The following is a 13,270-nucleotide window of genomic DNA, read 5'->3' as shown; positions in this document are numbered from 1 at the left end:
TTAATTGCTCATCAGGTGTATACCTAAAACCTGCAATCGATCCCCTTGAACGGCAATGGTTATTTTTAAAGTACCACTGGAGCCAAATTCACTGCGCTCCGAAAAACTGACGTTATAAAACAATGTGTAAACCTGGGCATCACCCAAATTTTTTACAAACTCTGAATGAGAATAGGCACCATCGGGCTTAAGCTGATAAAACGCTTTCTTAAGCCGGCGCAACTCAGAATACATGTCAGCCTTATCAATTCGAGCCTGCGCAGCCGGACTGAACATATCGTATACGGCATCGAAATCTTCCCGATTGAAAGCCTCACGAAACTGGTTGAACCATCGATCTCGAACAACACCGCTGACAACCACCGGCAATTCAGCCGTCTTATCAGACTGCTCAGAAAAATCAGAAGAGGAATCGGGCTGAGTCAACCCGAAATACACAGTAGCCGCCAAATTGGCCAGCAGCAGAACAATCACCCAGCGCTGAAATGTGCTCATGTTCTGCTCCAGCAGAAAGATCAGTACACCTTAGAAATAGGCGTGTGAAGTATCGGTATGATCAGTGACATCACGGACTCCGGTAACTTCCGGAACCTTCTCCATCAGGGTTTTTTCGACCCCTTCTTTCAGTGTGACATCCACCGCACTACAACCCTGACAGCCGCCGCCAAATTCCAGAATGGCAAAACCTTCTTCGGTAAAGGTTTTCAGTGTGACATTACCACCATGAGCCGCCAGACCGGGGTTTACATCGTTGTAAAGTACATAGTTGATGCGGTCTTCAACCGGGCTGTCATCGCTGACTTGTGGCATCTTGGAATTAGGCGCACGTATGGTCAGCTGGCCACCCATACGGTCGGCGTTGTAATCGACCTTGGCATCTTCGAGAAACGGCACACTGCGCTCTTCAAAATGGGCCGCAAAGCCATTGAATTCGACGCGAATATCGCCTTCCTGCTCCTCTCCGGGGCGGCTGTAAGCAATACAGGTTTCCGCCTGAGGCGTACCGGGATTAGCCACAAACATACGGATACCAATGCCTTCACAATCTTGCTTGGCCAACAGTTCGCCCAGATACTCCTGAGCCGATTCGGTAATAGTGACGTTTACCATGAACGGATAATCCTAGAAATTTACAAAACGACCTTATTCTACAGCGTTTTACTCAGGTATAAAAACCTTCATTTATTGCGGCTTTTCCGAATAAGACCCCATAAAACATAGGTATTGACGAGCTTCTGCAAGACTGAACAATTCCTGTAGAATATCCCGCCAAAATACGGGCGAACAAACCTATATCAAAATATTTTGATATAGATTAAAATGCGCCCTTATCAGTGTTTTTAATTAATGTTTTCCAACTCGAGTTTTACAGATGTCAGACCGCAGCCAACGCCTCGCCCAGATACACAACATATTAAAAGACCGCATCATGATTCTCGATGGCGGCATGGGCACCATGATTCAGGCTTATCAGCTTCAGGAAGCCGACTACCGTGGCGAACGTTTTGCGGACTATCACATGGATATCGCAGGCAACAACGATCTGCTGTCCATCACCCAACCCGATATCATTCGTGAAATCCACACCGCCTATCTCGAAGCCGGTGCCGACATTGTTGAGACCAACACCTTCAACGCCACCCAGATTTCGATGGCCGACTACGAGATGCAGGACCTGGCCTTTGAGATCAATTTGGCTTCTACTCGCCTGGCTCGTGAAGCGGCTGATGCCGTGACGGCTAAAGATCCCAGCAAGCCTCGCTATGTGGCTGGTGTTCTGGGGCCGACCAGTCGCACCTGCTCCATTTCACCGGACGTTAATGATCCCGGTGCACGCAACGTCACCTTCGACGAGCTGGTGGAAAACTATCTGGAAGCCACCGATGGTCTGGTAAAAGGTGGTGCTGACTTTATCCTGATCGAAACCATTTTTGACACGTTGAACGCCAAAGCCGCCGTTTTCGCTGTTAAAGACTACTTTGAGCGTAATGGTATCGAATTGCCCATTATGATCTCAGGCACCATCACCGATGCCTCGGGCCGCACCCTTTCGGGCCAAACTACGGAAGCTTTTTATAACGCTCTGGCCCACGCCAAGCCCATTTCCATCGGCTTGAACTGTGCGCTGGGCGCCAAAGAATTGCGTCAGTACGTTCAGGAATTATCCCGTATTGCCGAGTGCCATGTATCCGCTCACCCCAACGCCGGTCTGCCCAACGAATTTGGCGAATACGATGAAACACCGGAACAGATGGCCGAAATCGTTGAGGAATTTGCGGCCAGTGGTTTCGTTAATATTATGGGGGGGTGCTGTGGTACCACTCCCGGCCACATCAAAGCCATTGCCGACAGTGTTGCCAAACACGCACCGCGCAAACTGCCGGATATTGAGCCCGCTTGTCGTCTGTCTGGTCTCGAGCCGTTCAATATTGAGAAAGATTCACTGTTTGTTAACGTTGGCGAACGCTGCAATGTCACCGGCTCTGCCCGCTTTAAGCGCCTGATCATCGAAGAGGACTATGACACCGCTCTGGAAGTCGCTCAGGAACAGGTGGAAAACGGTGCCCAAATCATCGACATCAACATGGATGAAGGCATGCTCGATGGTGAAGCCGCCATGGTGCGCTTCTGTAATCTGATCGCCAGTGAACCGGATATCGCCCGTGTACCCATTATGGTCGACTCCTCCAAGTGGGAAGTGATCGAGGCCGGCCTGAAATGCATCCAGGGCAAGCCCGTAGTGAATTCCATCAGCCTCAAGGAAGGTGAAGAAGAATTTATCGAAAAGGCCAATTTGTGCCTGAAATACGGGGCAGCCGTGATTGTGATGGCCTTTGACGAGACCGGTCAGGCCGACACCAAAGAGCGCAAGATCGAAATCTGTGAGCGCTCCTATCGAGTGCTGGTTGATAAGGTGGGCTTTAACCCGGCCGATATCATCTTTGACCCCAATATCTTTGCCGTCGCCACCGGTATCGATGAACACAACAACTACGCTGTCGACTTTATCGAAGCCAGCCGCTGGATTCGTGAGAACCTGCCGCATGCCGGTGTTTCCGGCGGGGTATCCAACGTGTCTTTCTCTTTCCGCGGCAATAACCCGGTACGTGAAGCCATTCACTCGGTATTTCTGTATCACGCCATTAAAGCCGGTCTGAACATGGGCATCGTTAACGCCGGTCAGCTGGCGGTCTATGACGATCTGCCCGAAGAACTGCGCCTGAAAGTGGAAGACGTGGTACTCAACACCTCCGATGAAGCCACCGAAGCCCTGCTTGCCATTGCCGATCAGTACCGTGGCGATGGCTCTGCCGGTGCAACCAAAGAAGATGAGGAGTGGCGCAGCTGGGAGGTGACCAAACGACTCGAGCATGCTCTGGTCAAAGGCATCACCACATTTATTGAAGAAGACACCGAAACCGCCCGGCAAGGCGCAACCCGCCCACTGGATGTCATCGAAGGCCCGCTGATGGACGGCATGAACGTTGTCGGCGATCTGTTTGGTGAAGGCAAGATGTTCCTGCCTCAGGTGGTCAAATCCGCCCGGGTCATGAAGCAGGCCGTAGCTTACTTGCAGCCCTATATTGAAGCTGAGAAAACCGAGGGCAGCGAGTCCAATGGCCGGATTCTTATGGCTACTGTGAAAGGCGATGTTCATGACATCGGCAAAAACATTGTGGGCGTGGTACTGCAGTGCAACAACTATGAAGTCATCGATCTCGGTGTGATGGTTCCCTGTGAGACCATTCTTAAAGAAGCGGTTGAAAACGATTGTGACATCATTGGCCTGTCCGGTCTGATCACACCGTCACTGGACGAAATGGTGACGGTCGCAAAAGAAATGCAGCGTCAGGGCATCAACAAACCCCTGTTGATTGGTGGTGCCACCACATCCAAGGCTCACACCGCGGTAAAAATCGACCCACAGTTCGATCTCAATCAAGCGACTTATGTGGCCGATGCCTCACGGGCAGTCAGCGTTGCCAGTTCTTTGCTGTCTGATGAGCTTCGCGATGATTTTGTTAACGCCACCAAAGCCGAGTACGTTACGGTGCGCGAACGCAACGCCAACCGCAAAGCCCGGGGCACCACCCTGACCTACCCGGACGCCATCGAGAAAGGCCTGAAGCTGGACTGGGACAACTATACGCCCCCCAAACCGGCCTTTACCGGCACTCAAGTATTTGACGATTACCCACTGGAAGAATTAATCGATTACATCGACTGGACCCCATTCTTCATCACCTGGGATTTGGTGGGCAAATACCCGAAAATTCTGAACGATGACACGGTAGGTGAAGCAGCAACCAGCCTGTTTAATGATGCCCAATCCATGCTTCAGGAGATCGTAGCCGACAAGTTGCTGCAAGCCAAAGCCACCATCGGCTTCTGGCCGGCTAATCGCACCAACGGCGATGACATTGCCATTTATGGCGATGACGACCGTCAAAATGAAATCGCAACCCTGCACCATATTCGCCAGCAAACCCAGAAACCCGGTGCGGTTCCCGTGAATATGTCACTCGCTGATTTTGTCGCCCCCGCAGGTCTGGCAAGCGACTATCAGGGTGGCTTTGCGGTTACCATCACCGGTGCCGAAGAGCTGGCCAAACGCTATGACGAAGCCCATGACGATTACAACAGCATCATGGTCAAGGCACTGGCGGATCGACTGGCGGAAGCTTTTGCCGAGCACATGCACGAGCGTGTGCGCAAAGAGTATTGGGGTTATGCGGCCGATGAAAGTTTTGACAACGAAGCCCTGATCAAAGAGCAATACAGCGGCATTCGCCCGGCCCCCGGCTACCCCGCCTGCCCGGATCACACCGAAAAGGCCACGCTGTTCAAGCTTCTGAACGCTCAGCAAAGCATCGGTATTGAACTCACAGAACACTTTGCCATGATGCCTGCGGCCTCGGTATCCGGTTGGTATTACTCCCACCCGGAGTCCAAGTACTTCAATACCGGCAAAATCCAGAAGGATCAGGTCGAATCTCTGGCGCAACGCAAAGGCATGGAGCTGGCTGAAATCGAGCGTTGGCTACAGCCTGTTTTGGGGTATGATGATTAAATCCCTTTTGATGGATGTCATCCCGAGTGCAAACGAGGGATCTCTATCAAGAGTCTCGAATATTCCGCAGGAGATCCCTCACATTCGTTCGGGATGACGGCGGTATTCCTTAGGGATGACGGCTATATTCGTTCGGAATGACATAAGTAGAGATACCATGAGCAAGGACGCCGACCATAAAAAAAGCCCGGACTCTGATCCCAACAGGGAAAAGAGCCCGGGCTTTTTTGCAATCATTCTCAGCACCATCGCAGCTGCTTTTGGTGTTCAAAGCGAAAAGAACTACCAGCGAGATTTCAACAAAGGCAATATCTGGATCTATATAGCCTCGGGCCTGATATTCACCATAATCTTTATTGTCGTGGTAGCCGCAGTGGTTTCAGCCGTGCTGGCTAACCACTAAGAACTCTTATTGGATTATTATTGAATCTCTCTGGCCAACTGATCCAGACAGCCGATCACGCGATCACTGGCATCCTCCATATCCACAAAGCGCTTATGAGCTGTGTGGTTATCGCCATCAATCTCAAACTGCAAGGCATCCAATCCGCTGGAATGAACCGCCGCATGCGGCGCCTCAAGAGACTGGAAGGCATGACTGCGATTGTAGTGCTCAGCCCCTTCCCCCTGGTAGTACCATTTACCGAGACGGCACATGGTGTGGTCGGCAAAGTCAGCGGGATTTCCGCGCCCCGTAATTGCGGCTTTATATATACTGGACTTCCAGGCAAGGTGATCCATTTTAACCGTCTCGATAAACCCGAGATCGGCATTGGCCTGAATACTGGCAGACATATCACGGGACAAATCGATGACACTCTCAATGGCCTGCATGCCCTGCCCCGCCTCTTCACAAAGGCTGACACAGGTTTCATGGGTTTCGGTGATGTGCTTATCGGTCTGCTCGATATCGTCATCAATCTGAGCCACCAAGGTAGAAATTTCACTGCTGGCCTGACTGGCGCGCTGCGCCAGAGTCCTCACTTCATCGGCCACCACCGCGAAACCACGACCCTGCTCGCCGGCGCGGGCCGCTTCAATAGCGGCATTTAACGCCAGCAGATTGGTCTGCTCGGAAATATTGTTGATGGCACCAACAAATTGGGTAATTTCGGAAGCCACACCTTTTAATTTGGAGATACTCTGATGACTGATACTGGCTTTTTCGGCCACATCGTTGAGATCGGTATCAATGCGAGACAAGGTGCTTACAGCCTGATCGTAGACAACGCCGGTTTGCGTAATGCGATCCCGCTGAGCCATCATCGATTCCGAAAGGCTGGCAACCGTTTCGCGCACCTCACCCAGACCGCCAAAACTGCGCAGTAACAAATCAATCCTCTGATGGGAAAAATCGTCCACTTCCGGCTCGGCCTCAAGTTCGACAATCCTATTCCTGAGTGTCTCAACCTGAGCCATTAGCTCCTGCTTCTCGGATTCCAAAACCTGACACCGGGCTTCTAACCGATCCACTTCCTGTTGCTTTCCCCAAAACATCGTTAATTTTTCTCCAAAATGATTCAAACGACAGTCGAATAACTATCGGCCGATCGGGCACGTTCTGCACCCAAATATATAAAATCCGAACTATGGTTTGCTGAACTATGGCTTGCTGAACTTCAAGGTCATGCGATTGGATTCACCAATGGCAATCATCTTTGCTCGGTATTCCGGGTTGTCTTTGCTTCCCCTGAGCGAAGGAGGCAAACGCCAGACCACCTCATCGGCACCCGGCTGATCCTGCGCATTGTGATTGATGTCGCTGGCTTCGATAAACGTAAAGCCAGCCAGTTCGGCTTGCTCAATCACATAGGATTGTTTGAGGTAACCCCGCGAGCCATTGGCCCATTCATCACTTTTGGTTTCACTGGCCTGATGCTGAACGATCCCCAAAATACCGCCAGATTTGAGCGCCATAAAAGACTCTGCCAATGCAGCTTTCAGATAGGCAGGATCAAATCGGTTGAGGTTATGCATGGCACGAATAAACAGCACTCGATCAGCCGTCGAGTTAAGTTCAGCGGGCATCGAACCAAACTGAAAACCACTGACCTCAGCGCCGTCAGCCACCCAACTACGTGCCTTTTTAGGCCACTGTGAGGTCCAGTTCAGTTTATTTTGCAGCATCTGCTCACTGAAAAAACTGAAGTTGCGCAACAGATCAATGGAGTAATCAGCACCAATCAAATGGCCTTCAGGTCCGAGATAAGCCATTAAAATTTTGCTGTACCAACCACGGCCGGGCAACACTTCCACCACGGTCATCTCGGGCTTCACATCAAAGAATTCAAGGGTTTGTTGCGGGTGACGATAGGGGTACCGGGACTGCACTTCAGGGGTCTGACTGGCCAGCACCGTTTGCAGCCGGTTATCGTCAGCAACCGCAGTGAACGCTGTAAGGAAAATACCCAAGCCCATTAACTGTCGTAGATTCATCGTGTCGCTCCTGACTGTTATTCGTTTTGTTCGATTAATCGCTTTTTTCAATCAACCGGTTTTCGACTGCAGTAATTGCTTCAATTCAGCAATCTCTGCCTGAATGTCTTTCAAAGTAGGCTCTCCTGCCAACTCTGCCTCTTCTTTGGCCATTTGCTGGTGCTCCTCTTCCATTACGCTGACCACAATACCGATCACCATATTGAGGAACGCAAACGCGGTAAAAAAGATAAACGTCAGGTAGTACGCCCAGCTGAAGCCATAAACCTCCATGGTCTCGTACATAACGTCTGTCCAATCTTCGAACGTCATAACCCGAAACAGAGTCAGCAAGCTGACCGCGATATCACCCCACAAGTCCGGATTGATGCTGGCAAAGAAAGTACTGCCTACAGCTGCGTAAATATAGAAGATGATAAACATCATCAACATCACATAGCCCAGTTGCGGCAGCGCCTTAAGCAGAGAATTGAGCAGCATCCTTAACTCGGGGATGATGGATACCATACGCAGCACCCGGAAGATTCGGATCAACCGACCGATCAGAGCCATCTCACTGTCTTCAATAGGCACCAGGCTCATCACCACAATTAAGGTGTCGAACACATTCCAACCATGATGAAAGAAGCGCTTTTTATCCGGCTCACCAATAAAGCGGATGATGATCTCAACCAGAAAGAAAATGGTGATGGTCCAATCCAGTATCGCCACAACACTGATCAGGCCCTCCGGCAGTTCGTAGGTTTTCACACCGATTACTAGAGCCGAGAAAATAATGATGCCGATCACAAACAGCTCAAACAACTTATTGGAGCGGAGCTTAAAAAAGGCATTTTGGAGTTTGTCGTTAGTAACTTCAGACATGATTTAACTCAAACAGTGGATTATCAGACACAACAAAGCCGGATGAATCCGGCTTTGGTTTTTCACTTAAATTGTTATCAGATCAATGCAATAGGATCGCGCTATTTCTAACGAGATCTTATTTAAAGACACAATGCTTGGCAAAATCCGTGGCTTCATTAGCCGTCCAGTCGCCTTTGGGCTTGTCTTTAAGCATAGAGCACCACTTGTCACTGCCAACTTCAGGGGCACAGGCTGCCAACAACAGAACCGCAGCGATCAATGCCAAACTTTTGCTTATGATTGTCATTATTGTCTCCTAGTTAAGCCACTCGGCCATCTGTTCAGCATAGTAGCTGATAATCAAATCGCAGCCAGCCCGCTTAAAAGCCATCATGGTTTCCAGCACCACAGCTTTTTCATCAATCACTCCTGCAGCGGCACCGGCTTTGAGCATCGCGTACTCACCACTGACGTGATAGACCGCCAGAGGTCGTTCGGAATTGGCGCGGATGCTGGCAATCACATCCAGATAGGCAATACCGGGTTTGACCATCAGAATATCGGCGCCCTCCAGTTCGTCCTGCATGGACTCTGCCAGCGCCTCACGGCCATTGGCCGGGTCCATCTGATAGCTGTCGCGAGTGCCTTTGAAGGTGCTATCTACCGCATCGCGAAATGGGCCATAGTAGGCCGAGGCAAACTTGGTGGAGTAAGACATCACCGGAATATGGCTGTAGCCATTTTCGTCAAGTACCTGCCGAATGGCGGCAATCATGCCATCCATCATGCCCGATGGCGCAATCACATCCACGCCGGCCTGAGCAGCGACCAATACCTGTTTTTGCAAATTGGCCAGAGTTGGGTCGTTGTCCACATCATTTTCAGCCACCACACCACAGTGACCGTGTACCGTGTACTCACAGAAACAATTGTCACTGACCACCAACATCTCTGGTTGAGCCTGCTTGGCCGTGCGAATAATCCGCGCCATCAAACCTTCAGGGTTCCAGGTATCGGAACCGCAGGCATCTTTATGAGTGGATACACCAAACAACAATACCGCTTTGATGCCCTTGCTCCAGGCACGCTGAACGGTTTCGGCCAATTGCGATTCCGGGTAGCGCACCACACCGGGCATGGAATCAATAGCGACCGGCTGGTCGATACCCTCTTCCACAAAGATCGGCATAATAAAATCGTTCATGCTCAGCTGATTTTCTCGAACCAGACTGCGCAGTGCCGGCGTTCTTCTTAAGCGACGAAAACGAAATTCCGGGGTAATGGTGTTGGACATAAGAATTTAATCTTCCCAGTTATCAATAATTTCACGAGCCGAGCGCATGGCTTCAATGGATGCCGGAAAGCCACAGTAGGCCGAGGCATGAAGAATCACCGCACGGATTTCTTCCTTGCTGCAACCATTGCGCAACGCACCACGCACATGACCTTTCAATTCATTTGAGGCACGCAAGGCTACCAGCATGGCGATGGTGATCAGACTGCGGGTACTGCGAGGCAGATCATCGCGGGTCCAGGGCCCGCCCCAGGCATTCTCCATCACCAGATCCTGCAGTGGCTGGTCGAATTCGTCGGCGTTATTCAGGGCGCGATCCACAAACTCGTCGCTCATTACTTCGCGGCGAACCTGTTCACCGGCTTTGCGATCTTCCAACCCCATTATTCTCTCCTCAACTCTTTGTTTACCTTAAATGGCGTTGCTTACTCGCGACGCCATTTGGTGCCCTCTCGGGAATCTTCCAAAACCACACCCTGAGCTTTTAACTCCTCGCGGATTTCGTCAGCGCGAGCGTAGTTTTTATCCAGTTTGGATTGCTGACGTTCGGCGATCAGCGCTTCGATCTCTTCGGCAGAAATACCTTCATCACCGGCAGTCTCAGTAAACCAACTTTCGGCATCCTGCTGTAACAATCCCATCAACTCGCCACCTTTCAGCAACAGAGACTTCAGCCGCGGCTTATCAGCCTCATCGGCCTTGTTCAGGTCACGGGCAATATCACGTAACTCACCCAGAGCAATGGGAGTGTTCAAATCGTCCAGCAGTGCCTTGTAAAATGCTTGATCTTTGACATCCACCTCGACGCTCTCCACATCTTTGACATCACGCAAAGCCGCATAGAAAGAATCGAGACGGGATTTAGTCTCTTCCAGCAGATCAACCGAGAAGTCCATCTCGGAGCGGTATTGGGCAGACAGAAGCGCACAGCGAATCACCTCGCCTTTGTATTCTCCCAGCAGTTCGCGCACGGTGCGGAAGTTGCCCAGTGATTTGGACATCTTCTCGCCGCCGATATTGATGTAGCCATTGTGCATCCAGTAGCGCACATATTCTTTGCCGTCGTGGGCACAGCAGCTCTGTGCCACTTCGTTCTCGTGATGAGGAAACACCAGATCGCGACCGCCACCGTGGATATCGATGGTCTCACCCAGATGGGCTTCAATCATGGCCGAGCACTCCAGGTGCCAGCCAGGACGACCGTAACCCCAGGGACTTTCCCAACCGGGCTCATCTTCAGAAGAAGGCTTCCACAGCACAAAGTCACCGGCGTATTTCTTGTAGGGGGCTACTTCCACGCGAGCACCGTCGAGCATATCTTCCAGCGAACGATTGGAGAGCTTGCCGTAATCTGCCATAGACTGGACCGCAAACAACACATGCCCTTCGGCCTCATAGGCGTGCCCCTTATCCACCAGGCGCTGCACCATATCGATCATATTGGGCACATGATCGGTGGCGTAAGGCACGATGGTTGGCCGCAGGTTATTAAGCTGATCCATATCGGCTTCAAACTCTTCGGCGTAGCGCGCTGCCAGCTGGGAAATGGGCTCTCCATTTTCTGCCGCGGCCTTCATGATTTTGTCGTCAATATCGGTGATATTGCGGGCGTAGATCACCTCGTCGTACTCGCTTTGCAACACCCGAAACAGGGTATCGAAAACCACCACCGGGCGAGCGTTGCCAATGTGCACCAAGTTATAAACCGTGGGACCACACACGTACATTTTGACCTTGTTGTCTTCCAGCGGCTGAAAGGCTTCCTTCTGACGGGTCTGGGTGTTGTAAACCGTTAAACTCATTCTTTATTCAACTCTTTAAACTTTGCTTGCCCAGTTATCTTTGAGGCCGATGGCACGATTAAACACTACCTTGCCGTCTTCGGAGTGCTTGCTGTCGAGACAGAAGTAACCTTCGCGCTCAAATTGATAACTCACCTCCGGTTCGGCATTAGCCAGGGATTGCTCGGCTTTACAACCGGTCACCACGGTCAGAGATTCCGGGTTGAGACAATCGAGAAAGTTCTTATCGCCGGCATCGGGTGCCTCGTCATTAAACAGACGATCGTAAAGACGCACCTCACAATCGATGCTGTTAGCGGCCGAAACCCAGTGGATCACGCCGCGCGGACGAATGCCTTCCGGCGGATTCTCACCCACGGTGCCCTCCACCAGAGAACAATGAATTTCGGTTATTTCTCCGGCCTCATCTTTGATGGTGTCTTCGTGTTTGATCACATAGGCACCGCGCAGACGTACGTATTCACCGGCCACCAGACGCTTGAACTTCTTGCGCGAGAGGCTGTTGTCTTCGTTAAAGTCGGCGCGATCAATATACAACTCGCGGTCAAACGGCAAATCGCGTTGCCCCATGTCCTCGCGGTTGGGGTGGACGGGCTGCGTCATGGTCTGTGATTCGCTCAGATTGGTGATCACCACTCTGAGCGGATTCATCACACACATGGCACGCGGCGCATCGCTATTGAGGCTGTCGCGCACGCAGTACTCCAGCTGCCCCATATCAATGGTACTGCCGGAACGGGTCACGCCAATCATCTCGCAGAAATTGCGGATGGCGGCGGCGCCATAGCCGCGGCGACGCATACCGGAAATGGTTGGCATACGTGGGTCGTCCCAACCATCCACATGCCCTTCATCCACCAATTGCTTGAGTTTACGCTTTGAGGTGATGGTGTAATTGAGTTCCAGACGAGCGAACTCGTACTGCACCGGCTTGTTGGGCACCGGCAGGTTTTCGATAAACCAGCGGTACAGCGGGTTGTGATCCGCAAACTCGAGCGTACAGATGGAATGGGTTACCCCTTCAATGGCATCGCCCTGACCGTGAGCAAAATCATAGGAAGGATAAATGCACCATTTGTCACCGGTTTGGTGATGAGCCTGCTTGCGAATGCGGTACAGAATGGGGTCACGCAAATTCATATTGGAGCTGGCCATATCAATCTTGGCTCGCAGGGAACAGGCACCCTCTTCGTACTCGCCGGCACGCATCTTTTCAAACTCGCTCAGGTTTTCTTCCACACTGCGATTTCTGTAGGGGCTCTCCTTACCGGGCTTGGTCGCCCAGCCGCGGTACTCCTTGGCCTCTTCCGGCGACAGGTGGCAAACGTAGGCTTTACCCTCTTTGATCAGATGCAGTGCCCACTCATAAAACTGATCAAAATAATTGGAGGCATAGCACACCTCACCCGGCCATTGAAAACCCAGCCACTCGACATCCCGCTGGATCGACTCGACGTACTCCATATCCTCTTTGGCAGGGTTGGTGTCGTCAAAACGCAGATTACAATGGCCACCAAAATCTTCAGCCAAACCGAAATTGAGACATATCGACTTGGCGTGACCGATGTGTAAGTAGCCATTGGGCTCGGGCGGGAAACGGGTAATCAGTTTGGTGGTGTTACCACTGTCCAGATCTTTGGTGATGATCTGCTGAAGAAAATTCAAGGGTTTGCTGGGTGCTTCACTCATAGGGGTTCTAAACTTGGCCAATTGGTAGGTTGGTTAATTTGGAAATCGTGTATTATAGCCACCTCGTTACGCTCTAGACAGCGGTATATGAGGCTTATTCCGGCAGTTTTTCATGGTTATGACATAACTGCC

General features: G+C 51.3%; 12 protein-coding genes and 1 pseudogene. 2 read left to right on the top strand and 11 right to left on the bottom strand.

The genetic code is table 11. The features are described 5' to 3' along the window. Both ACPXV9_RS08025 and nfuA read right to left on the bottom strand, forming a co-directional pair. Complete coding sequence (locus ACPXV9_RS08025; RefSeq protein WP_423895929.1) at nt 1–495, bottom strand: hypothetical protein; 495 nt, start codon at nt 493–495, stop codon at nt 1–3. A 30-nt stretch (nt 496–525) separates the two neighbouring features. Then, on the bottom strand, nt 526–1,110 hold the full coding sequence (gene nfuA / locus ACPXV9_RS08020) for a Fe-S biogenesis protein NfuA (protein ID WP_423895928.1): 585 nt from the start codon (nt 1,108–1,110) through the stop codon (nt 526–528). Nucleotides 1,111–1,372: 262 nt separating this feature from the next. On the opposite strand from nfuA, the gene metH reads away from it, so the two are divergent. Further along, nucleotides 1,373–5,071: a methionine synthase gene (gene metH, locus ACPXV9_RS08015; RefSeq protein WP_423895927.1), complete on the top strand. Its 3,699-nt coding sequence runs from the start codon at nt 1,373–1,375 to the stop codon at nt 5,069–5,071. A 157-nt stretch (nt 5,072–5,228) separates the two neighbouring features. Continuing rightward, complete coding sequence (locus ACPXV9_RS08010) at nt 5,229–5,474, top strand: DUF2970 domain-containing protein (RefSeq protein ID WP_423895926.1); 246 nt, start codon at nt 5,229–5,231, stop codon at nt 5,472–5,474. Nucleotides 5,475–5,491: 17 nt separating this feature from the next. On the opposite strand, the gene ACPXV9_RS08005 is transcribed toward ACPXV9_RS08010, so the two are convergent. From ACPXV9_RS08005 to ACPXV9_RS07965, 9 genes and pseudogenes are all read right to left on the bottom strand, one after another. Then, nucleotides 5,492–5,812, bottom strand: a complete 321-nt coding sequence (locus tag ACPXV9_RS08005) for a CZB domain-containing protein (protein ID WP_423896041.1) — start codon at nt 5,810–5,812, stop codon at nt 5,492–5,494. Between the two features lie 99 nt (nt 5,813–5,911). After that, nucleotides 5,912–6,334 (bottom strand): annotated as a pseudogene (locus ACPXV9_RS08000) (methyl-accepting chemotaxis protein); the annotation flags it as partial. Nucleotides 6,335–6,673: 339 nt separating this feature from the next. Next, complete coding sequence (locus tag ACPXV9_RS07995) at nt 6,674–7,507, bottom strand: class I SAM-dependent methyltransferase (RefSeq protein ID WP_423895925.1); 834 nt, start codon at nt 7,505–7,507, stop codon at nt 6,674–6,676. A 51-nt stretch (nt 7,508–7,558) separates the two neighbouring features. Beyond that, entirely contained in the window at nt 7,559–8,371 is an 813-nt protein-coding gene (locus tag ACPXV9_RS07990) for an ion transporter (protein WP_423895924.1), read from the bottom strand. 118 nt (nt 8,372–8,489) lie between these two features. Then, nucleotides 8,490–8,660 (bottom strand): DUF3012 domain-containing protein, encoded by a 171-nt coding sequence (locus ACPXV9_RS07985; protein ID WP_423895923.1) that lies wholly within the window; start codon nt 8,658–8,660, stop codon nt 8,490–8,492. 9 nt (nt 8,661–8,669) lie between these two features. Then, nucleotides 8,670–9,647 carry a porphobilinogen synthase gene (hemB, locus tag ACPXV9_RS07980; RefSeq protein ID WP_423895922.1) on the bottom strand — a complete coding sequence of 326 codons (978 nt, stop codon included), beginning with the start codon at nt 9,645–9,647 and terminating at the stop codon, nt 8,670–8,672. Nucleotides 9,648–9,653: 6 nt separating this feature from the next. After that, nucleotides 9,654–10,031: a carboxymuconolactone decarboxylase family protein gene (locus tag ACPXV9_RS07975; protein ID WP_423895921.1), complete on the bottom strand. Its 378-nt coding sequence runs from the start codon at nt 10,029–10,031 to the stop codon at nt 9,654–9,656. A gap of 41 nt (nt 10,032–10,072) precedes the next feature. Beyond that, entirely contained in the window at nt 10,073–11,449 is a 1,377-nt protein-coding gene (cysS, locus tag ACPXV9_RS07970) for a cysteine--tRNA ligase (protein ID WP_423895920.1), read from the bottom strand. A 15-nt stretch (nt 11,450–11,464) separates the two neighbouring features. After that, nucleotides 11,465–13,138, bottom strand: a complete 1,674-nt coding sequence (locus ACPXV9_RS07965; RefSeq protein WP_423895919.1) for a glutamine--tRNA ligase/YqeY domain fusion protein — start codon at nt 13,136–13,138, stop codon at nt 11,465–11,467. Nucleotides 13,139–13,270: the final 132 nt, after the last annotated feature.

This window comes from Candidatus Pelagadaptatus aseana (genome assembly GCF_040362265.1).
Lineage (GTDB): Bacteria > Pseudomonadota > Gammaproteobacteria > Pseudomonadales > Cellvibrionaceae > Pelagadaptatus > Pelagadaptatus aseana.
Note: the sequence above shows the minus strand (reverse complement) of the source record. Positions and strands in the feature narration are given on the sequence as shown.

Coding starts and splice junctions, on each gene's coding strand:
- nfuA (WP_423895928.1), bottom strand. CDS start 1,110: ATGGTAAACGTCACTATTACCGAATCGGCTCAGGAGTATCTGGGCGAA.
- ACPXV9_RS07975 (WP_423895921.1), bottom strand. CDS start 10,031: ATGGGGTTGGAAGATCGCAAAGCCGGTGAACAGGTTCGCCGCGAAGTA.
- ACPXV9_RS08025 (WP_423895929.1), bottom strand. CDS start 495: ATGAGCACATTTCAGCGCTGGGTGATTGTTCTGCTGCTGGCCAATTTG.
- metH (WP_423895927.1), top strand. CDS start 1,373: ATGTCAGACCGCAGCCAACGCCTCGCCCAGATACACAACATATTAAAA.
- ACPXV9_RS08005 (WP_423896041.1), bottom strand. CDS start 5,812: ATGGATCACCTTGCCTGGAAGTCCAGTATATATAAAGCCGCAATTACG.
- ACPXV9_RS07990 (WP_423895924.1), bottom strand. CDS start 8,371: ATGTCTGAAGTTACTAACGACAAACTCCAAAATGCCTTTTTTAAGCTC.
- cysS (WP_423895920.1), bottom strand. CDS start 11,449: ATGAGTTTAACGGTTTACAACACCCAGACCCGTCAGAAGGAAGCCTTT.
- hemB (WP_423895922.1), bottom strand. CDS start 9,647: ATGTCCAACACCATTACCCCGGAATTTCGTTTTCGTCGCTTAAGAAGA.
- ACPXV9_RS08010 (WP_423895926.1), top strand. CDS start 5,229: ATGAGCAAGGACGCCGACCATAAAAAAAGCCCGGACTCTGATCCCAAC.
- ACPXV9_RS07985 (WP_423895923.1), bottom strand. CDS start 8,660: ATGACAATCATAAGCAAAAGTTTGGCATTGATCGCTGCGGTTCTGTTG.
- ACPXV9_RS07965 (WP_423895919.1), bottom strand. CDS start 13,138: ATGAGTGAAGCACCCAGCAAACCCTTGAATTTTCTTCAGCAGATCATC.
- ACPXV9_RS07995 (WP_423895925.1), bottom strand. CDS start 7,507: ATGAATCTACGACAGTTAATGGGCTTGGGTATTTTCCTTACAGCGTTC.